20 protein-coding genes are annotated in these 20,415 nt (G+C 37.2%); 2 read left to right on the top strand and 18 right to left on the bottom strand.

Going from position 1 to position 20,415, the window contains the following annotated elements; all coding sequences use genetic code 11:
- The 10 genes from QBE53_16605 to QBE53_16650 all read right to left on the bottom strand — a co-directional run bounded on the left by QBE53_16605 (position 1) and on the right by QBE53_16650 (position 9,390).
- Entirely contained in the window at positions 1-1,995 is a 1,995-nt protein-coding gene (locus QBE53_16605; protein WZL81397.1) for an ABC transporter permease, read from the bottom strand.
- Positions 1,982-2,755, bottom strand: coding sequence for an ABC transporter ATP-binding protein (locus QBE53_16610; GenBank protein ID WZL81398.1), 774 nt, complete (start codon positions 2,753-2,755; stop codon positions 1,982-1,984). Before QBE53_16610 ends, QBE53_16605 begins: the two co-directional genes overlap by 14 nt.
- A gap of 111 nt (positions 2,756-2,866) precedes the next feature.
- Complete coding sequence (locus QBE53_16615; GenBank protein WZL81399.1) at positions 2,867-3,910, bottom strand: sensor histidine kinase; 1,044 nt, start codon at positions 3,908-3,910, stop codon at positions 2,867-2,869.
- The gene (locus QBE53_16620; GenBank protein WZL81400.1) at positions 3,897-4,571 is read right to left on the bottom strand and encodes a response regulator transcription factor; all 675 of its coding nucleotides are present in this window, start codon (positions 4,569-4,571) and stop codon (positions 3,897-3,899) included. The genes QBE53_16615 and QBE53_16620 overlap by 14 nt, the downstream gene beginning before the upstream one ends.
- An 11-nt stretch (positions 4,572-4,582) precedes the next feature.
- The gene (locus tag QBE53_16625) at positions 4,583-5,590 is read right to left on the bottom strand and encodes a PTS sugar transporter subunit IIC (protein WZL83335.1); all 1,008 of its coding nucleotides are present in this window, start codon (positions 5,588-5,590) and stop codon (positions 4,583-4,585) included.
- A gap of 46 nt (positions 5,591-5,636) precedes the next feature.
- Entirely contained in the window at positions 5,637-6,308 is a 672-nt protein-coding gene (locus QBE53_16630) for an HAD-IA family hydrolase (GenBank protein WZL81401.1), read from the bottom strand.
- A gap of 163 nt (positions 6,309-6,471) precedes the next feature.
- Complete coding sequence (locus tag QBE53_16635; GenBank protein WZL81402.1) at positions 6,472-7,167, bottom strand: hypothetical protein; 696 nt, start codon at positions 7,165-7,167, stop codon at positions 6,472-6,474.
- Positions 7,157-7,855, bottom strand: coding sequence for an ABC transporter permease (locus tag QBE53_16640; protein WZL81403.1), 699 nt, complete (start codon positions 7,853-7,855; stop codon positions 7,157-7,159). Before QBE53_16640 ends, QBE53_16635 begins: the two co-directional genes overlap by 11 nt.
- Positions 7,852-8,706, bottom strand: coding sequence for an ABC transporter ATP-binding protein (locus QBE53_16645; GenBank protein ID WZL81404.1), 855 nt, complete (start codon positions 8,704-8,706; stop codon positions 7,852-7,854). Before QBE53_16645 ends, QBE53_16640 begins: the two co-directional genes overlap by 4 nt.
- A gap of 72 nt (positions 8,707-8,778) precedes the next feature.
- On the bottom strand, positions 8,779-9,390 hold the full coding sequence (locus tag QBE53_16650) for a TetR/AcrR family transcriptional regulator (protein WZL81405.1): 612 nt from the start codon (positions 9,388-9,390) through the stop codon (positions 8,779-8,781).
- Between the two features lie 142 nt (positions 9,391-9,532).
- Here QBE53_16650 and QBE53_16655 point away from each other — a divergent pair, with 142 nt between their 5' ends.
- Positions 9,533-9,955 (top strand): (deoxy)nucleoside triphosphate pyrophosphohydrolase, encoded by a 423-nt coding sequence (locus QBE53_16655; GenBank protein ID WZL81406.1) that lies wholly within the window; start codon positions 9,533-9,535, stop codon positions 9,953-9,955.
- 23 nt (positions 9,956-9,978) lie between these two features.
- Positions 9,979-12,018: a transporter substrate-binding domain-containing protein gene (locus QBE53_16660; protein ID WZL81407.1), complete on the top strand. Its 2,040-nt coding sequence runs from the start codon at positions 9,979-9,981 to the stop codon at positions 12,016-12,018.
- A gap of 32 nt (positions 12,019-12,050) precedes the next feature.
- Here QBE53_16660 and QBE53_16665 read toward each other — a convergent pair whose 3' ends face one another.
- The 8 genes from QBE53_16665 to QBE53_16700 form a co-directional block, all read right to left on the bottom strand.
- The gene (locus QBE53_16665; protein ID WZL81408.1) at positions 12,051-13,163 is read right to left on the bottom strand and encodes a glycoside hydrolase family 88 protein; all 1,113 of its coding nucleotides are present in this window, start codon (positions 13,161-13,163) and stop codon (positions 12,051-12,053) included.
- A gap of 13 nt (positions 13,164-13,176) precedes the next feature.
- Positions 13,177-14,733: an extracellular solute-binding protein gene (locus QBE53_16670; GenBank protein ID WZL81409.1), complete on the bottom strand. Its 1,557-nt coding sequence runs from the start codon at positions 14,731-14,733 to the stop codon at positions 13,177-13,179.
- A 36-nt stretch (positions 14,734-14,769) separates the two neighbouring features.
- Positions 14,770-15,633 carry a carbohydrate ABC transporter permease gene (locus tag QBE53_16675; GenBank protein WZL81410.1) on the bottom strand — a complete coding sequence of 288 codons (864 nt, stop codon included), beginning with the start codon at positions 15,631-15,633 and terminating at the stop codon, positions 14,770-14,772.
- A 12-nt stretch (positions 15,634-15,645) separates the two neighbouring features.
- The gene (locus QBE53_16680; GenBank protein ID WZL81411.1) at positions 15,646-16,602 is read right to left on the bottom strand and encodes an ABC transporter permease subunit; all 957 of its coding nucleotides are present in this window, start codon (positions 16,600-16,602) and stop codon (positions 15,646-15,648) included.
- 204 nt (positions 16,603-16,806) lie between these two features.
- Positions 16,807-19,023: a helix-turn-helix domain-containing protein gene (locus tag QBE53_16685; GenBank protein WZL81412.1), complete on the bottom strand. Its 2,217-nt coding sequence runs from the start codon at positions 19,021-19,023 to the stop codon at positions 16,807-16,809.
- A gap of 218 nt (positions 19,024-19,241) precedes the next feature.
- The gene (locus tag QBE53_16690; protein ID WZL81413.1) at positions 19,242-19,709 is read right to left on the bottom strand and encodes a YhcH/YjgK/YiaL family protein; all 468 of its coding nucleotides are present in this window, start codon (positions 19,707-19,709) and stop codon (positions 19,242-19,244) included.
- A gap of 14 nt (positions 19,710-19,723) precedes the next feature.
- Entirely contained in the window at positions 19,724-19,909 is a 186-nt protein-coding gene (locus tag QBE53_16695) for a hypothetical protein (GenBank protein ID WZL81414.1), read from the bottom strand.
- Positions 19,910-19,970: 61 nt separating this feature from the next.
- Positions 19,971-20,396 (bottom strand): hypothetical protein, encoded by a 426-nt coding sequence (locus tag QBE53_16700; protein WZL81415.1) that lies wholly within the window; start codon positions 20,394-20,396, stop codon positions 19,971-19,973.
- Positions 20,397-20,415 lie beyond the last annotated feature (19 nt).

Raw genomic sequence — 20,415 nt, forward strand, 5'->3', positions numbered from 1 at the left:
TTATTTGGCTACAATACGATAATAGGTTTTAGATGTTCTAAAATATATATACACATAAAGTAGACAATATCCTATGATAACGCCAACACCGCTCCATCGAATAACCATCTCTTCGTAAAGCCCAATCGTCGCAAATAAGGTAATAATCATCTCTAATCCAAAAAGTGTATGAATGATAGCAAAGACTAAAGGAATCGCAAACACTACAAGGATTTGTCGCAAAATCGTTCCTTGAACTTCACGTTTATCCATACCCACCTTTTGAAGTATGTCAAAATTGTAATGATCATCATACCCTTCTGCTAATTGCTTGTAATACATAATAATAATAAAACATACAATAAATATAACGCTACAGAACAATCCTAAAAAGAGAAGTCCTCCTGACATAGCTCTAACTTCCCTCGCTCCTTCATATGCGTCTGAAAAGCTGATTGTTACATCTTGTTCTTGATTAATTTGCTCGTAAAGCGCGTGGATAAATTTTGCCTGAGCACTGTCGCCTTGTGTAAAGTAGTCTTTTTGCTCCTGATCTTGAATCACGATATCATAATGGTTTTCATAACGAGCTGGGGCTTGTTGGGGCGTCGCTACAATCATTGTCTCGATTTGCTCGCTATCATAAGCAATAACATATATATTATCCGAGAATAGATTTTTTGTGGATTTAGGGATATTATGCATATTCAAAAGCTCTTGCTGAACCGGATATTGTACGTCATTAAACTTGATCGTCTCGAAGTTAACATTGGGGCCTGTCGAATAAATCATGACATGTCCCGGTTGTAAGTCTTTAACGTCAGCATTAAGTTTTAGGGCTTCTTCTTTGGTCATCCATCGCACACGACCAAAATAATCTTCGTTGTACTCCGCTCGTTTTTCCCAATAGCTATAATTCAAAAGCTTAACTGTTTTAATTCCATACTCTTTTTTTAATTGATCGATTGTCGCTTCAATATCCTTTACATCACGTACCTTTTGCTCTGGGTATTGCCCATCAACATAGGTTATCGATGCATCTACCGGATGATCAAATGCATGAATCGACTCCATCCCTCGAAAGAGTGAAACCGTACATAGCAATGTGATGATTACCATGGTACTGAAGATACATATATTAGCTAAACTCGCAGAACTTTTATTCACACGCTGATGGATGCCGGACAAAGTGATAAAATTTTTGGGTTGATAGTATATGCCTTTTCGTTTTCGCAAATTCTGCATCAACATATGAAGCCCTGATTTAAAGAACATGTATGTTCCAATAATGACGAAAAGAATGGCTAGGAAAAAATCTGCGAAAATTGAACTATCCACTTGGCTAGTCACCGCTATAGCATATCCTGCCCCCATAACTCCAATCCCAATAAGTGCGCGAATAAAAGGGAACTTAGGTTTATTGTCATTTTGCTTACTTCCTTTTAACAGGTGGATGGGTGTTGATGCAAGAATCCGTCGCAATGAGACCACATAGATGCATCCATAGAGTCCCAAAAAGAATGCGCCCGTTTGAACAAACGCTTTGGATTTAAACGCAAAGCCTACTTCCGTTGGCAAGCCACTTAAGTTAAGTAGAATCAAGAACAAAAACTTGGACATCATTGCACCAAAGACAATACCTGCAAGCATTACCATGCCATAGACAAATATCGTCTCAAAGCATAACATAAGCATAACATGCCCTTTTCCTAGTCCCAATATTTCATATAGCGCAAATTCCTTCTTTCTTTGTTTAAGCAAAAAACTGTGGGTGTAAAAAAGAAATGGAATCATGATAATTCCCAGCAAAAACAAACCGATGAGCATCATTCCATATACATATGAACTATGTGGCAACACATAAACCAAATCATTATAAATAATTGATGAAAGAACAAAGAAGGTAAATGTTGCAAAACTGCCTGCAAACAGGTATGGCCCGTAGATAGCTCGGTTCATATAAATATTTTTAAAGGATAGTCGAAAAATTAAGGGCACTTTATTAACTGACTTCATAGATAGCATCTCCTGTCTGCAATAAGGTCAACGTATCTGAGATTTTTTTATACATCGCTTCATCCGACTCATGTCCCCGATAGATTTGATTAAAGATCATACCGTCTTTAATAAATAGGACGCGATTCGCATGAGCTGCTGCTTTAATACTATGGGTGACCATAAGAATGGTTTGTCCTGCCGTATTTACATCCTCAAAAATATCTAGTAAATCTTCTGAAGCTTTTGAATCGAGTGCTCCGGTCGGTTCATCTGCCAACACAAGCTCCGGATTTGTGATTAATGCACGTGCAACGGCAGTTCGCTGTTTTTGACCACCGGATATCTCATACGGATATTTTTTTAGGATATCTTCAATGCCCAACATACGTACAAGAGGTTTCAGCCGCGCATGCATTTGTTCATACTGCATACCCGCTAAAACTAAAGGTAGAAAAATATTATCTTCAATACTTAAGGTATCTAATAGGTTAAAGTCTTGAAATACAAACCCTAAATTGTTGCGTCGAAACTCTGCCAAATGTTTACTTTTGATTTTTGAAACATTGTTCTTTTTTAAATACACAGCTCCTGTTGTTGGTTTGTCAATAGTTGCCAGTATGTTGAGCAAGGTTGTCTTACCCGATCCTGACTCGCCCATGATTGCAATATATTCCCCCTGATTAACGCTAAAGCTTACATCGACAAGCGCCTCCACTTTATTAAACCCTAACTGAGTCGTATATACTTTGCTCAAGTTTTTTACATCTAATAGTATCATCGTTTCCTCCTTGATTATTTTTACTTTAGAAAAGTTTAAATCATCTAAAATAATCATAACGCTTTTTGTTCTTAGAAACCATCGATTTAACTTACAATTTAAAGAGGAACCTTACATTTTTGTAAGATTCCCAAAACCTAATACAACCTGTGTGCCTTCGCCAAGTTCTGACTTAATTTTAATCGTATGGTTGAGTTGATCCATAACCTTCTTAACTAAAAACAGTCCAATCCCACTTGCCCGTTGGTCCAAACGCCCATTATATCCTGTGAATCCTTTTTCAAAGACACGTTCAATATCTTCTGCACGTATGCCAATGCCTGTATCTTCAACGATTAATTGAACACTATCTCCCTGTTGAACAGCCCGAATAGTAATGCTCCCACTTTCTGTGTATTTAATTGCATTGGATAAGATTTGTTCGATAACGAGTGTCAACCATTTTTTATCCGATATGACCATCACCTCTGGCACCTCAACAACAATTTTAAATCGACGATTGATAAAAAGGATGCTGAATTTTTTTAGGACATGATGAACCACTTTTTGTAATGCAACCTCTTCGATTTCTAGATCTTTGGACATATCACCAATACGGTTATAATGAAGGATCATCTCCATGTATTGTTCAATTTTTAATATCTCTTCCAACATTTGATAACGCCTTGCCAAAAAATCATCTTCATCATGCATTTCTTCTAAGAGAAGCTTTAATGAAGTAATCGGTGTCTTAATCTGATGGGACCAAAGCGCATAATAACTTTCTCGGTCTTTTTCATTGAGAAAATAGCTTTCCTCTAACGTTTTAAACTTTGCCATTAGCTCATTTGCAATAGCTATCAATATCGCTTCGGCATGATGATCTGTAACAATATTAAGATCATCCGGTCCTCGATTATTCCTCTTAACATAACGATACGCATTTTCCATTGAATGGATTTTTCTAATATGGCGCATATAGCCTATAACAAGCCCTGTTAAGCCGATGAATGTTGTTACCATCACCGGATAAAGGACACGCATAATCTCCGAATTATGATAGAGGAGCCATGCCCCTGAGAAAAAAATCTGCGCAAACACATACAGGGCAATACTTCGATGGTTTTGTCGTAAATATATACTTAACTGACGCATGTCTGCTTTACTCAATAACATAACCCACACCCTTTTTTGTCACAATAAAATTTTCAATATCAAGCGTCTGTAGTTTCTTGCGCACACGATTGATATTAACGGTTAGTGTATTATCATCAACAAAATATTCTTGGTCCCATAAGGCTTTCATTAATGCTTCTCTTGATACAATGCGCGTCTTTCGTTCCATCAATACCTTAATAATTCGAAATTCATTTTTGGTTAACTCAACGCACTGATCTTGATACGTCACACTATTTGCTGTCATATTTAAGATGACACCACGATGTTCAAGCAGATTGACTTTGGTTTTCCCATAATCATACGTGCGCCTTAATAGACCTGCAATCTTAGCATTTAAGACTTCAAGTTCAAATGGCTTTGCTATAAAATCATCTCCACCCATATTGATGGCCATAATAATGTTCATCTGTTCTGTTGCCGATGAGATAAAGACAATCGGAACTTTTGATACCTTACGTATCTGATCACACCAATAGAAGCCATTATAAAACGGCAAGGTAATATCCATTAATATCAAATGCGGGTCTATGTGTACAAATTCTTTTGCAATGGCATCAAACTTTTTTACCACATGGACTTCATAGCCCCAACGTACTAATGTATCTCGGATAGATTTTTGTAATCCTTTGTCATCTTCAACCAAATAAATTCGATACATCCTATATCCTCTCATTCATCCACATTTAGTGACATATCTCCAGGCTTTATCCACATTTTCTTACGCATAAGTTCCGAAATTGTGAATGTTAATACGGCGGGCAAGATAAAGTGTAGTACAACAATCTGAATCAAAAGCAAATACGAAGAGCGCTCTGGTGACATCGTCTGCCAGGTCATTAATTGACCGACGAAGCCGCTTGTTCCCATCCCCGCTCCAGAAGCATTATTACTCATCTTAAACACAACCGTTGACACCGGTCCTAAAATAGCTGAAGCCAGTGTCGGCGGAATCCAAATCCGCGGATTTTTTATAATGTTACCGACCTGAAGCATACTTGTGCCTAATCCCTGTGCCACCAAACCACTGAGTTTATTTTCGCGGTAACTTGCCACCGCAAAACCAATCATCTGCGTTGAGCATCCTACTGTTGCCGCGCCTGCCGCTAAACCACTAAGTCCCAGTATAATGGATAAGGCAGCCGAACTTATAGGGAGCGTCAATAGCATCCCCATAAGTAAACTCACAAAAATACCCATGATAAAGGGTTCTTGTTCTGTCGCCGCAACAATCAGATGACCAAGCATCGTCATGACGTCAGAAATATATGGTCCAATAAGAAGCCCGCTCCCTGCACCCGTAAGGATTGTCACAAGCGGCGTCAATACAATATCAAGAGGCGTTCTTCCAATAATGCGTCGTCCAATTTCTATACCGACCACCGCTGCGATAAAAGCGCCTAGGGGCTCACCCGGTCCTGCTAGAACCACTTGCCCATCCTGAAAAATAGTATGTGCCAAAATACCTTTTGCATATCCTCCGATGAAGCCTGTTACTGCTGATGCATATAAGACCAAGGGTGGCACTTTAAATCGGTGGGCAACACCAATTCCTATACCGACGCCTGTAAGCACGGATGCCATTTTTCCAAAGGCATTCAAGAACCAAAGGCCTGTCAAACTTCCCAGCTGTTGTAAGATAAGCCCTACAATCAATGTTGAAAACAGGCCTAATGCCATCCCACTAAGGCCATCGACCAAATAATGCTGAACCCATGATATGCGTTTATCTTTCACTAATGACCTCTCCCTTAATCACTTGATATAACTGAGAAAAGTCATCCACAATATATGATGGCTCATAGGAGACAATACTTTCTTTTTTTCGAAAGCCCCATGTAACAAAGCATACATCTACACCTGCATTTTGTGCTGTGAGTATATCAACTTCTGAATCACCAACAAAAAGTACTTGTTCCGCTTTTACATTCAATGTGTCCATTAAGTGGCTAATAGCCCAAGGGTCTGGCTTAAGAGGTTGTCCTTCTTTGACCCCCCACACACTTGCAAATTCAAATTCCGATAAATATTTTTTTGTTATCGTTTTTACCATATCATCATTTTTATTTGAATTAATGGCCAAGTGCACCTTGCCATTTAACTTTTCCAACATATTTTTTGCCCCAGGATAGGGTTCTAGTTCAAAATCGTAATGCTTCGCATAATACGTTAGCATCTCCTCGTATAATGGTTCAATCTCTTTTTGGGTTAAGTCGGTGTTTTTTAAGGTACCTACAACGGTGTTATACAGTCCATTACCGACAAAATCAAAATATTCTTCTACTGAAAATGTTGGATAACCATGGCGCTCCAACATCATATTTACTGCTTTTCTAATACCTCCGATTGAATCCATTAATGTGCCGTCAAGGTCAAAAATAATTAATTGATACTTCATCGCTGTCACTTCCTTCCAAAAGTCACTCCACTCATGCCAATGATTAAAGCCTCTATTTTCGTAAAATTTCACTTTGACACTTCAATCATCCCTATCATTGTATCAAATGTATATCAACCTGACTAGCCTTCTAATTCATTCCTAATATTTTATTGCCCTTGCATCATAGTTTACGTCGTAAGATAACCATAAGCCACACAAGATGAACAACAAATGCCATGACTACATCAACAATATTATCTGGATAGCGTATGACCCGAATCACCCAGTAAAAAGGAATGACTCCTGCCAAAGTACTTAACCAAGGTTTCCCAAAAAGATCTGCCATAGCAAGCACCATAAATACCCCCATCCCCTTTGAATAGGTCAACCCCTGTACTTTATCTTTGGCAAAGACAAACAAAAGTGTTCCAATCATTATGCTTTCAAGCCCCATTAATATCATGAGTATCAAAAGGGTTTCTATTCTTAGGGAAAATATATCCAATAACCAATACATTACAAGCGTATATATGGCACTACCTATAACCGGTAGCATTAACCGATGGATCATGTAGCCATTATATCCTACAGGCGTTATGGAGATTAATTCAAATATTTTTCCATCCTTTTCATCAATCATTAAAAAACCAGCGACCGTTCCAAGCATCATCGGTGACATCAAAAAAACGCCACCTAAAATATAGGCATAATACAAGGTCACATCAAATCCGTTTCTTTGCCAAAGCCACGGCACCAGATAATGTAAAATCCCCTTAATAAGTAGTCCGGCTAAAAATGGAATGCACATAAATATTATTAAGATCGGATCTCTTCGAATCATTTTCATGTCTGCGTTAAATGCAATCTTATTCACCATAACTTCCTCCAAATATTTTCTTATCCACAATATGCAAACACACTATGGTAATTATGGATAGATAAATCAAATGTAATCCCGCCTCTAGCCAATGCATTCCTGTAAATGCACCATATACAATGCGAATACCTGCAACACTGGGAAACACACTAAAAACCCAATCAAAAGGTGTCTGAACAAGCAAAAGCAAACAAGGAAGCACTATTAAAAGCATATATGGAATCATTTTAATAAAATATACATTTAATGACTTACACTTTGCTGCTACAAAAAAACCATAGAGGGTGAATATCAATGCCGAAATTCCTATACCCAAAATTAATAAACTCCAACGCACTTCGCCTTGGTATGCCACAAGGGTAATAGCACAGCTTGCCAAAATAGCAAGCATCGCCATCGATATTGCCTTTGCCATTAAATACTCTTTTGAGCGCAGCGGTGTAACAATGAGAAAATCTAAAATCCCCTGTGTTTTTTCCAACATTACAATACCACCGATAAAGAAAAACCCTACAATTGAAGGGTCAAAGAAAATAACAATCGGTACCACCACAATACGCATATGTTCCGGCAATTGATGAACAATCAGCATATATATAATCGTTAGCAAAATGTAGACCAGATAAAATCCTTGTTTCAACTGAAACGTTACATCGGCTTTTATGGCATTAAGCATTCGTATGTTCATGCTAATTCCCTCCCTGTCAATTTAATAAAGACATCTTCAAGCGTTGCCTCCTGACTGTGTATACGCTTGATCTTATGTTCACGCATGATTTGAAAAAATTGTTCATTCTTTTGGATTGTTTTCATCGGAAACGCTTCCCTACATTCTTGACCGTGGCTATAATAATCTAATTGAACCACTTGCGTCCCATGTTCAACCATCAACTCACTCGGTTTTTCAATAACCGGAATCTGTCCATCCACAATAAAGGCGACACGGTCACATAACTGTTCTGCAACCGTCATGTTATGGGTTGTCAAAAAAATCGTCTTGCCTTGTTGCTTAAGCTCCATAATCATATCCTTAATAATTTTTGCATTCACCGGATCCAATCCAGATGTCGGTTCATCAAAAAATAGAAGCTTAGGATCATGCATTATGGCTCTAATAAAATTCAAACGTATCTTCATTCCTTTTGAATATCCTTCTACCTTTTTATCTTTATCCGCTTGTAACCCTACACGTCGCATGAGTTCGTGAATATCTTGACTTTGGTTTTGATAATACGACTGGATTAATTCAAGATTTTCCATTGCCGTTAATTTGACATACAGATTAGGAAAATCAAAAGCAACCCCTATATTTTCAAAAAAATCTTGCTTCCATAGCTTACGTTCTTTTCCCATAATCTGGACGCTTCCATCATACCCATGTAATAGACCGATTAAGATTCTCTGGGTTGTGGTCTTGCCTGCCCCACTTGGTCCTAAAAAGCCAAAAATCTCACCTTGGTCAATAGAAAAATCAATCTTTTGTACTGCACGCTTCCCTGATTTTTGATAAACATACTCTAAATTTTTTACTTGAATCATATAAACTCCTCCTTTAACGATCACTCGTTCTTTTTTGGGGTATAAGAATGCCTTATATGCATTCTTAATATATTATTTTTGATTAAATTCACCTATGATAGCCATGCTTCCTATCATATGAAACAAAAAATGTTCTGTAACTAAAGTCTTTCGAGTTGCTTCATCTTTGACATTTTTCAAGATATACAAAAACCCTTCAATAAACTCAATACCTATCACTTTAGCCATCTCCGGATGTACATGACTGCGTCCAAAAGTATCGACATGACTTGCAAAATGTTCTGATAAAATACTGAGCAAAAGTTCTCGCGTCTTCTCAAAGCGTGTCCCTTGACTGGCTTCAATCAATAAGACAAATCGGTTCGAAAAAGGCGGTATATATTTTTCTATAAACTCGCCCAATACACTTCTCCACTGGCGAATATCCGTGGTCTCCCATAGATAATCCGGGCGTTCTATCGCATCATGGTGCTCAATAAGATAGATAAAATTATTGTATTCCGCTTCAACAAGAGCTTCGAATATGGCTTCCTTGTTTTCAAAATAATTATAAAAGTTCCCAATTGTCGTTCCTGCGGCTTTAACGATTTGACGTAATGACGCTTGCATAAATCCTTTTTCTAAAAACTCTTGTTCCGCGGCATGCATAAGCGCCATATGCACTTCTTCTTTTTTAACTTGCATAAAATATCACCTGTTCTTTTTTGTTAATTATATATTGAAAATCGCCTTAGGTCAAGAGGTTATAATTGCATTCTTCGCCTCAAAAGGTTACAATATTAGTATAATGTCCCTAAAAATATTTTAATATTCAAAGGAGCCATCTATGAAGTATTATCAAGTAGCTGCCGCTATTTTAGTTCACGACCACCATATTCTTTGCATGCAACGACCGCAAGGAAAATATAAATACATGGATTATAAGTACGAATTTCCCGGAGGTAAAGTTGAAGCTGGAGAATCCATAGAAGATGCCTTAATGCGAGAATTACGCGAAGAGCTAAACATTGATGTTCCTATTAATGCCTCGCATCACTATATGACTCTCGACTATGCCTATCCTGACTTTTCGATTACCCTACACAGCTTTTTAGTCCCTGTTGCCTCGCGCACGTTCGATATGTGCGAGCATATTGATTATCGCTGGTGTCTTCCAAAAGATTTACGATCACTAGATTGGGCTCTGGCAGATGATCCGATTATTCATCGCCTGATGAATGATGCCTCACTAGTATCTACTGGAACATAGACGAATAATGAGGAGTGAAGTTTATGCCCGATGTATCAACTAAATCGATATTCAAACTATCAATGATTATCTTTAGTATCGCTTTTTTGTCCTTGATTGTTTTTGCCAGCTTATATACTCAGAAAAAAGTAAATACTTCTTTTTTAACTGATGAAGAGCGGGAGTGGCTAGATTCACATGAAGGTCAAATTAAGATTGGCTATACAACGGACTATCCACCTATTGAATTTCTTGAAAATGGTCAATATGTGGGTATTTCTGCCGATTACTTTCACTTGCTGGAAAAAAAATTAGATATAACCATCGATATGGTGGAATTCGAGCATTGGGATGAGCTGATTGCTCAGGCTAAACGTCGAGAAATAACCGGTATTACTGCAGCAACAAAAACCAAGGAACGAAGTGCATATCTTGATTTTACTGTCCCTTATATCATGAATCCAAATGTCATTATTACACGTCAGAATTTTTCCGAGCAATTGACTTTTGACAAATTGGCGGATTCGACGATTGAGCTCCTTGTGGTAAAAGATTATGCCATTACAGAATATTTAAAGCGAGATTATCCAAATATAAATTATGTTGAAGTCCTTAGTGCCAACGAAGGATTAAGGAAGGTTTCTCTAGGTGAGGCGGATGCCATCATCATCGAGATTATGAGTGCTTCTGCCAGTATTACGGAAGATAGTCTTTCCAACCTTGTCGTTAATGCCGAGACACCTTTTGAATCTAACTTATCTATTGCAACCCGAAACGACTGGCCTATATTAAGTGACATCTTTGGTAAAGGGCTTGCACAAATCACCGAAAGTGAACGCCAAAGCATACGATCCAAGTGGGTTTTATTTGAAGAAAAAAGTATCTTTGAGACGCCTTACTTTGGAATCACATTGACGTTTATTCTTCTATTGCTCGTTTTTGTGCTTATCACAGTTATCATGTGGAATTATACGCTCAAAAAAGCTGTCAACGATAAAACCCTGACTCTTGAAAATTATAAAAACCAACTCCTTAAAGAAATTGAAGAACGTAAGAAAACAGAGGAAATTATTAAGTATAGATCTTATCACGATGAATTAACCGGATTATATAATCGTGCTTATTTTAGCGAACAATTTTTGCATCTTAATCAAGCCGAACATCTTCCGTTATCCATCATTGTTGCAGATTTGAATGGCTTAAAAATAACAAATGATACATTTGGTCATCAAACCGGTGATCAAATCATCATACAAATTGCCCGTATTCTTGAGTCTGTTTTTCAAGACGATGGTATTATTGCTCGCATCGGCGGTGATGAATTTGTAATTTTACTCCCCAATACCCCTAAAAGTCTTGCCGACAATTTTTGTCAACAAGTCAAGCAAGCCTGTGCCCTTGCTCCAAAAACTCCAATCCAGCCTTCTGTTGCTCTTGGATATGAAACCAAAAATGATATGACAAGCGATATCAATATGATTTTTAAGCAAGCCGAAGATAAAATGTATGAAGATAAACTTGGCGAACAAGGACATATCAGTACCACAATCTTAGAGTCTCTTGAAGGATTGTTGCGCAAAACCACAAATGAATCGTCTGAGCATAGTCAGCGCCTTCGCAACCTAGCTTTAAAGCTAGGCAGGCAGTTATCGCTTTCAAAGCAGGATTTGAATGCTTTGTCTTTGCTTGCGGATTTACACGATATAGGTAAGCTGGCTCTCTCTGAAGAGCTATTGCAAAAAGAAGCTCCCCTGACTTTGGACGAATGGGAACGAATTAAGAAGCACTCGGAGTTAGGTTATAAGATAGCAACATCCCTGCCTGAACTTTCTCAGATAGCTACCGGAATATTAAACCATCACGAGCGTTGGGATGGCGCTGGTTATCCTCAAGGCTTGGCCAAGGAAGACATTCCCTTATTGGCTAGAATTATTGCCCTTGTTGATGCCTATGATGTCATGACAATGGGACGACCTTATAAGACACCACTCAGTAAATCGGATGCTATTAAAGAACTAAAAAAATGTGCCGGAACACAATTTGATCCGGCACTGGTTAAGCTTTTTATTAATGAAGTTTTATAGCCAAGTAAAACAGCAACACTCTATGGCATGAATTAAAATATACGTTTGTCATATCCCACCAGTTTGCTTATTGCTTCTGCAAAATAGTAGTCTCCATATATTATAGGAACATTGATATCACGCCCAGCAGGAAAGGCAACCGTGCCTTCGTTAATTAATCCTTCATCTTGCGTGTCCCAGTTCCCATAATTGACATATAGTGATTTTAGGATTTTCTTAGCCACGTCCAGGTATTTTTCTTTTTCCTGTCCGTCAAGATAATAGCTTAATTCGATTAATCCGCTAGCTGCACAAGCTCCAGCTGAACTGTCTTTTGCATATAAGGTATCTTTTGGTGCTCGAAAATCCCAGACTGGCACGCCATCTTCTGGCAAGTGGGCAATGAAAAAATCCGCTACCTGTTTGCATTTTTCAAGATATATTTCCTCTTTTGTGTATCCATAACCCATGGCTAATCCATAGATTGCCCACGCTGCCCCTCTTGACCATGCAGATTCTTTTGAATATCCTTGTCCTCCAAGGGCGTCCACTCTTTCCCCGATTTCAGGATCAAAACACACAATATGATATACGGAGCCATCTTCACGAATAAACTCGTTGATGACTGTTTCTGTGTGGGCTTTGGCAATATGTTTATACATAGGATCTTGGCGTACTTGGGATGCCCAGTATAATAGCGGCAAATTCATCATGCAGTCAATAATAACCCAGCCTTGGCTATTGGCAAAGACCTCATCTGACCATGCCCGTATAAAATTTCCTTTAATATTAAAACGTCCCGCCAAAGTACTTGCTGCCTTAAGTCCACGAATCTTTGACTTTTCATTTCCTGTCAAATTATAGTTTGCCACTGCAGACAGTCCCCACATGAACCCTACATCATGATGTAGATTCACAAATCCATCAAGCTCTGCATCTAATTTATCTTCACATTCTCTTGCATATTCAAGAAGTTGAGCGTCACCGTTGTGTCTATAGACCAACCATAAAAGTCCCGGCCAAAATCCAGCCGTCCACCAGCCTGGTGTTTGATCATCATATTTGCCATCGTAGGCTACATGAGGAAAACCGGCTTTTATTCTGTCGCTCGTTGTTGTTACTTTATTCATAATATCTTGCCAGGCTTGTTCGTAAAATTCAGGCATCGTTTAGTTCCTCCTAATTATTTTGGTATCGCTCATATGCTGCTTGTTTGATTTGCATCATTTCAACTGCACCTAATTCTTCAAGTTTTTTCATGTAATCATCAAATGTATCTTCAACAGAAACTGCATCTAAAATCCATTTTTGTGACATTTCTTCAACATATGCTTTTACTTGTGGCTCAATCTTAGCAATTCGCTTTTGTTCTTCGTCCGTATAGTTTAAGGCCGGAAGCAAGTCTATGAAATAATCATTGTCAATATACATCTGTGCACCTTCTAATGCCAGTTCATTCATCCACTGCTTTTCATATTCAAAGTCTTGATGGAATCCGATCATTGTTTGGGCACCGATTAAACGCATGTTTTCTAAGACAGATTTTCCTTCAGATAATGTTTTTTCATTAAATATTGCTTTGCCATCGACCATATCATAAGTTTGGCCTTCAATTCCATAATTCATTAACCGGCGTCCTTCTTCTGTAAACCAATAGTTCATGAATTTTATTGTTTCTTCTGGATGTTCATTATTTATAGAAATTCCCCATCCCATATCTTCAACAGTTTTTCTCGAATACTCAATCCACACATCCCCATTTATGTCTGCAGGAGGTGCCATTGGAATCCAGTCCAATCCTTCAATTTGATCTACATATTTATCTTGATAACCTGCTGTACTACCAAACCAATCTAGGGTCATCCCACCGATATTATCATCAAACATCATATCTCTTGCCGTATTGCCTCTTGTAAAGATTTCCGCATCAATCAGACCTTCTTTATATAGATTACGTAGCCCGATGATACCTTCCTTGTAGTCCTGTGAATACAGATCATTTTTTACCATACCCTCTTCCACATACTCTACATCGACAAGACCATATATGCCCAATAAGTCATAGATTCCAAGCGTTCTTCTAGAGAAAAACGGAACTTCATCATTTATGCCATTTCCATTTAAATCGTTGTCTTTAAAAGCTCTCATGACGGTAAGCATGTCCTCATATGTACTTGGCACCTCTAAGCCCAGTTGGTCTAGCCAGTCTTTACGAATGTGCCATCCCATGGATGCTTCTCCATCAGGAATAAACGGTATATAATACATTTTTCCATCCGCTGCCTTCATATGCTTGACGACATCTTGACGTTCCTCTAAAAGGGCCTTTAAATCCGGTGCGTGTTCTTCAATAAGCTCATCCAGTGGAAGGAACAATTTTTCGTTATATTTTAATACGTTAGCTCTTTTTGTATGAATAATATCTGGAATCTCATCTGCAGCTAACATTAGATTAAACACTTCTTCTGAATTTAAAGGTGTTGTCGGTGCCGTTCCTTTCAAAACAATATTATTGGCTTCTTCGGCTATTTTCCATACCGGCAAGGAGCTATCAAAAATTGTATAACCATCATCGTCGTGCATATGAACCGAAAGCTCGGTTACCTGTGCCTCTTCACCGCTTTGTGTGGACACGGAACTTCCAGCTACATTGTCTTTTGATTCATCCGTTTTGCTACATCCTACTGTTAGGATAAGTATAAGTGCTAAAATAATTGCAATACTTTTTCTTTCCATCTTCATTCTCCTTTTTTTCATCGATTATTATTCATATTACCCCTTTAGTGATCCTATCATTACCCCTTTTACAAAATACTTTTGAATATATGGATAGATCATCACTATCGGAAGCACTGCGACAACTATGGTTGCATAAATAAATGTTTGTTGAGATAATTCACTAACGACATCGATTCCATTAACTTCATCACTCATCTTGGCAATAAAGGATTTTAAAACTACCTGTAGCGGGTACTTATTGCTGTCTCGAAGCGTTATCATCGCCCAAAAATAGCCATTCCATCGACTGACGGCATAAAACAATCCTACTGTTGCCAGTGCTGCTTTTGATAAGGGCAAGTATATCTTTGTCAATACTTGAAACTGTGATGCTCCATCTATTCTTGCCGCTTCATCAATTGACTTCGGTACAGACTCAAAAAAACTTCGTAACAAGATGACGTTAAATGCGTCAATACCAAATCCCCATACAATTAAAGTACGTGTGTCTAAAAGTCCTAGTTCTTTATAGTTTAAATATTGAGGAATCATCCCCGGTTTAAACCACATTGTTAGCGCAATGAAAATTGTAAAAAACGTTCGCCCCCGCAATTCTTTTCGTGAAAGCGCATATGCACCACAGGTGGTTAAAAATAAGTTTACCATCGTTCCATATGCCGTATAAAAAATTGTATTTCCATAGCCGATCCAAATTTCTTTTTGCTCAAAAACTTTTTGGTATGCTGCAAATGTAATTTCTTTGGGTAATAATAACACTTTTCCTGCTGCAACCATATCCGGTGAGCTAATAGAAGACATCAGCACATATATAAAAGGATATATCGTTAAGCAAGCAATCAGTCCTGCTATCATATTGATAAGAACTTGGTAAACTTTTGTACTTTTTCCAATAATCATGTTGTTCCTCCTTTACCAAATTCCTGTTTCTGTATACTTTTTACTGATTTTATTTGTTGTGTATACTAAAAGAACCGCAACCAATGAATTGGCAAGCCCTACGGCTGTTGCAATATCATATCTTCCCTGTTGTATTCCTAACCGATACACATAGCTGCTAATAACATCTGCTGTTTCATATGTCGCGGGTTGATACATTAAGATAATCGTCTCAAACCCTACATTAAGCAGCATCCCCACCTTCAGTATAAGCATAATCATAATGGTTGGCAGAATTGACTTAATTGTTATATGCCACATCTGTTTCATCTTTCCTGCGCCATCGATTTCAGCCGCTTCATATAACTGGGGGTCAATCCCCGACAGTGCGGCAATGTAAACCACTGCACCAAATCCAATTTCTTTCCATATATTCATGGTTGTATAAATCGTTCGAAAATACTCTGGTTTAATGAGAAAATAAATCCGTTCTCCACCAAATTTTTCTATAAGTAAGTTCAATAGCCCTGTCGATGGTGACAAAAAGCTCGTCACAATCTGAACGATAACGACAATGGATATAAAGTGTGGCAAGTAAGTCATGGTTTGAATAACTTTCTTATAATTTGCATTTTTGATCTCATTAAGGAGTAACGCTAAAATAATAGGCGCCGGGAATCCAAATACCAACGCATATATATTGATGATTAAAGTGTTTTTAAGTGTTCTTAGAAAATATTCACTTCCAAAAAACTCTTTAAAATGCGCTAGCCCAACCCACTCACTATCTTGTAACCCCAAAAGAATGTCATAATCTTTAAATGCCGCCTGCAAACCTATTAAGGGTCTATATGAAAACAAAAGGAACCAGACAACAAAGGGCACGAGTAGTGCATATAGAAACCAGTTCTTTTTTAATTCATAGATGAAATTGTAGCGCTTAACATGCCAATAAGATTTTTCTTTAACTACATACGTACTTTCATTCATTTTTTCACACCTCCTTCGTTTACCAACTAGTTGATGAACACATCATAAGGTATTTCTATTTATTAATAAATCTTCATTTTCTTTTTTCATCTCGAACATCTGTGAAACATCCCTTTTTTCACACATCATTTTCTGCTATACATGACAAAAAACGTGATTTAAAGCTTTAAACCACGTTTTTACACCCTATATATTACTTATTTATTATTTTTCCCCTTTTTCTTTGTTAACTTTTTCCTTGTACATCGTTGGCGAAATACCCTCGTATTTTTTGAAAATTCTTAAAAAAGTATTTGGATTTGAGCATCCCACCTGCATGGCAATTTCTTTCATTGCTATTTTTTTATCGCTTTCAATCATTTTTTTTGCCTGGTTGACACGATACTGATTTAGATAGTCCTTAAAGTTTGCATTGACTTTATTTTTAAATAATACCCCTGCATAACCTGCTGTAATATTCATCTCTTGAGCCAAGTCTTCTAAGGCAATATCATGCATATAATTTTCTTCGATGAACAATTGCATCTTCATCCCCATATCTCCATCATTTTTTAACCGATTGCCTTCAATCTGATGGATGACTTCCTGGAACATATCTATAATTTTTATTTTTAGCTGCTTATAATCTCGCTCAAGTTTTAAATCCATATATGTCATCTTGTCTATGGATGTATTCTTAGATAATTCAATACCATTGTGTTGCATAATTCGGTTCATCGTTGCAACAATCGCAAGTATAAATTGAGACTGTTTTTCTGCTGACAGTGTTCTTTTTTTATAGTTTTCATTTAACAAATATTCAAAAAAGACGTTCACGCCGTTTTGATCACAGGCGCTAACCATATTCATCAACCGTTTTTCCTCGTCAATTGGATAATAGTAATTATCATAGTCTAACATATCAATCTCATGGCTTGTTATGACATGTCCATCATTAAAAAACACACCATACTCTAAATTTCTTTTTGCTTCATAAAAGCTATCTACTAGTTCGCTGGTTTTATTATAGATACTGCTTAAGGAAAGATAAAGTTTGTGGTCTAAATTAATCACCGTATCTTCTCCTAAGCTCTTCATAAGCTGCTGTATTTGGTTCTTATGTTGCTGATGCGCGATGACAACGATCATATCATAAGCATAATCTAGTATTTCAATGGAGCTTTCAGATACACAAAAATCCATCATCCAATTTTCCAAGTTATTTCTTACCATCAAGATTGTCTGATCATCTTTATATGTACCGGGCAATATTTTTATTAATCCAATAAAAAACGGCGCATTCAAGAAATCTAGTTCATACCTTTCAAGGCCTTGATGGATTTTTTTCTTTTCGAGTGTTCCATGAATCAAGTCTGTAATGAATTTAATCTTTAAGGTGTCTTTGTTTCTTAATATCTGTTCGGATATAAATTTAAATTCATCCCTTTGTGTCTTCCCATCTTGAGTATTATATAGGGATACGACACTTTCTACAGGCTTATATATATACTTAACAATCAATTGTACAATGGCAAGTCCTACGACAAGCAATAACAAATAGATAACTAGGGATTTGATTAATAAATCTCTATATCGGTTAAGCATAAAACTTTTATCAATCACATAATAATATCTCCATTGCATAATATTTGATTTCACACAATAGATATAATATTGATTGGTCTCATAGTTATATACCACATCCGGATCCATATTCTTATTTTCAAATTTTGAGCTCGCCTCAGATAGCGCTTTATCCATTATATCTAGACCACTGTCGCCATAATCAACAATTTTATCTTTATATCCAATGTAAAACCCATCATAGAATCCATCTTCTCTATTTTTTGCGGTATCTGTTTCGTTCAGCTTTATAAAGATGGCAATATAGTTTTCCTGATCAATATTTTGCTTTGTCACATAGATGATACTGTCCTTTTGTGTGTCTTGATTCGTACTCTTAATAATAATATGACTACTTAATTCTTCATTGTTATTTAACGCTTCTTCGATTTCTACCACTTGCGTTGAATTAATATTCCATTCATTATAAAATCTTGCTAACGTCTCTGTACCATCCGGTGTAATCACACTATTATACCCGGGTTTGACTATACCTACAGAAAAGCTGGCATCTGAAAAAGCAATCATATTTTTTTGCAAGTTTTGAAACAAATCAATGACATTGATGTAGCCATTGGCTCTATCCACTGCAAATCTTTTGACCGCTTCATCCGTAATTAAATTTTTAATCCAGTTCTTGGCTATTCTATAATTAAGATCGGTCCGATTTTTGTATTGCATCAAGATTTCTTCATTCGTTGAACTGATAAAGTCTTTGTTCGCAATATTGACTTGATTAAAAAACAAGCCCACAGCAATCGCCGTATATAAGATTATAATTGCGAGATATGTTATAAAAAGTTTGCGATAATATTTCATGACCTTACATCCTCTTAGTTTCTTAAACTGTTGTATTATTGTAACAAATTTTATGGCATATGACTAGCAAATGTAGTTATTTTTGTTCAACTATTATATACTGCTATGTTTCATAGCAAAATACTTATATCAAGTCTTCCTATTATTCGCATAAAAAATACCGGAACAAATTTTGTTCCGGCACTGACATGTATTGATATATTTTTTTCAGCTTTTAACTAAAGAATGCTGTAACGAATCTTGACGACAACTTTTTTTATCTTCATCAACTCTTGATATTCGCATCCAGGGCGGTGAATGTCTGTAGGAAAAAAGATTGCATAATCGCCTGGAAACAGGGTAATCAAGCGTTCACCCGCAGGATTCTCATAGAATATCACGTCTTTTTCCGGGCGTTTATCTTCTTTGACCTGTGTTGCACTATTTAAGAATGCATGTCCGATGCGTTCGCCTCCGCTAACAAGATATTGTATATCCACATATTCCTCATGCGTCTCTGGTCGCCTGTTTTCAACATGATCGGTATCGACCTCTTGTACAAGAGCAAAGATATCCGTTCCTTCTATCTCATACCGTCCGGTCTCCATCGCCACAAAATCATGGGTTTGCAAGTATTCTAATGCTGTTTGAATTGCTTTAGGATACGTTCTTTTTTCATCTAACTGTTGAATATTTCCTAATATCATATTGCCTCCATTATCTATCGTACCGGACACACGCCATTGACACAGTTTTCATCGGCTTGAATACCTACGACTTCATATGCTTGTTCTTGGGTTTGCTTAAGCGTTGCCCCTTTAAAAATATTACCTACAACTTGCTTTGCATGGATTCGCTGCCCATCATCCGTAAAGATAAATGGATATTGAATATGTTCAATTCGCATGACATAACCTCCTACTTTTGCAAATGATTTTCCATCACTTTCTATTTTATAGCATATGAAGTCACATATCAATACTATACACATCATCAATATTAATTTTATCTTTGCCGACCAACGATATTTTTTGATTAAAGACATCAATCTTTTCAACGTCACCTATATGTGTCACATACTGTCCGCCTTCTTTGTATCGATCTGCTTCAAAAAATACTATCTTAACTTTTACCGCTCCTATCTGCTGCAACTTCTGCTCAATCTTTCGCAGCGTTTCATCGATAATACTCTTCTGGGTTTCATCCAGTATTTTTTTCTCTTGGGTGTATCGGGCTAATTCACCAACCGCTGTGTCATAACCAACGACTGCTGAAAACGGCGCAAATTGAGCTGCACGCTTTGAACGTTCCATCAAAGGTCTGTTCAAGGATTTAGGACGGCTAATGTCTAATATATCTTGGTAGTCATCTATGCTTCGCTCTACTTTTCTCATACCGAGCCTTCCTTTCTAT

It is taken from the genome of Vallitaleaceae bacterium 9-2 (assembly GCA_038396585.1).
Taxonomy (GTDB): domain Bacteria; phylum Bacillota; class Clostridia; order Lachnospirales; family Vallitaleaceae; genus UBA1351.

Bases quoted from the DNA above. Each gene is read 5' to 3' on its own strand.
- QBE53_16605 (WZL81397.1), bottom strand. From the start codon at position 1,995: ATGAAGTCAGTTAATAAAGTGCCCTTAATTTTTCGACTATCCTTTAAA.
- QBE53_16610 (WZL81398.1), bottom strand. From the start codon at position 2,755: ATGATACTATTAGATGTAAAAAACTTGAGCAAAGTATATACGACTCAG.
- QBE53_16615 (WZL81399.1), bottom strand. From the start codon at position 3,910: ATGTTATTGAGTAAAGCAGACATGCGTCAGTTAAGTATATATTTACGA.
- QBE53_16620 (WZL81400.1), bottom strand. From the start codon at position 4,571: ATGTATCGAATTTATTTGGTTGAAGATGACAAAGGATTACAAAAATCT.
- QBE53_16625 (WZL83335.1), bottom strand. From the start codon at position 5,590: ATGGCATTAGGCCTGTTTTCAACATTGATTGTAGGGCTTATCTTACAA.
- QBE53_16630 (WZL81401.1), bottom strand. From the start codon at position 6,308: ATGAAGTATCAATTAATTATTTTTGACCTTGACGGCACATTAATGGAT.
- QBE53_16635 (WZL81402.1), bottom strand. From the start codon at position 7,167: ATGGTGAATAAGATTGCATTTAACGCAGACATGAAAATGATTCGAAGA.
- QBE53_16640 (WZL81403.1), bottom strand. From the start codon at position 7,855: ATGAACATACGAATGCTTAATGCCATAAAAGCCGATGTAACGTTTCAG.
- QBE53_16645 (WZL81404.1), bottom strand. From the start codon at position 8,706: ATGATTCAAGTAAAAAATTTAGAGTATGTTTATCAAAAATCAGGGAAG.
- QBE53_16650 (WZL81405.1), bottom strand. From the start codon at position 9,390: ATGCAAGTTAAAAAAGAAGAAGTGCATATGGCGCTTATGCATGCCGCG.
- QBE53_16655 (WZL81406.1), top strand. From the start codon at position 9,533: ATGAAGTATTATCAAGTAGCTGCCGCTATTTTAGTTCACGACCACCAT.
- QBE53_16660 (WZL81407.1), top strand. From the start codon at position 9,979: ATGCCCGATGTATCAACTAAATCGATATTCAAACTATCAATGATTATC.
- QBE53_16665 (WZL81408.1), bottom strand. From the start codon at position 13,163: ATGCCTGAATTTTACGAACAAGCCTGGCAAGATATTATGAATAAAGTA.
- QBE53_16670 (WZL81409.1), bottom strand. From the start codon at position 14,733: ATGGAAAGAAAAAGTATTGCAATTATTTTAGCACTTATACTTATCCTA.
- QBE53_16675 (WZL81410.1), bottom strand. From the start codon at position 15,633: ATGATTATTGGAAAAAGTACAAAAGTTTACCAAGTTCTTATCAATATG.
- QBE53_16680 (WZL81411.1), bottom strand. From the start codon at position 16,602: ATGAATGAAAGTACGTATGTAGTTAAAGAAAAATCTTATTGGCATGTT.
- QBE53_16685 (WZL81412.1), bottom strand. From the start codon at position 19,023: ATGAAATATTATCGCAAACTTTTTATAACATATCTCGCAATTATAATC.
- QBE53_16690 (WZL81413.1), bottom strand. From the start codon at position 19,709: ATGATATTAGGAAATATTCAACAGTTAGATGAAAAAAGAACGTATCCT.
- QBE53_16695 (WZL81414.1), bottom strand. From the start codon at position 19,909: ATGCGAATTGAACATATTCAATATCCATTTATCTTTACGGATGATGGG.
- QBE53_16700 (WZL81415.1), bottom strand. From the start codon at position 20,396: ATGAGAAAAGTAGAGCGAAGCATAGATGACTACCAAGATATATTAGAC.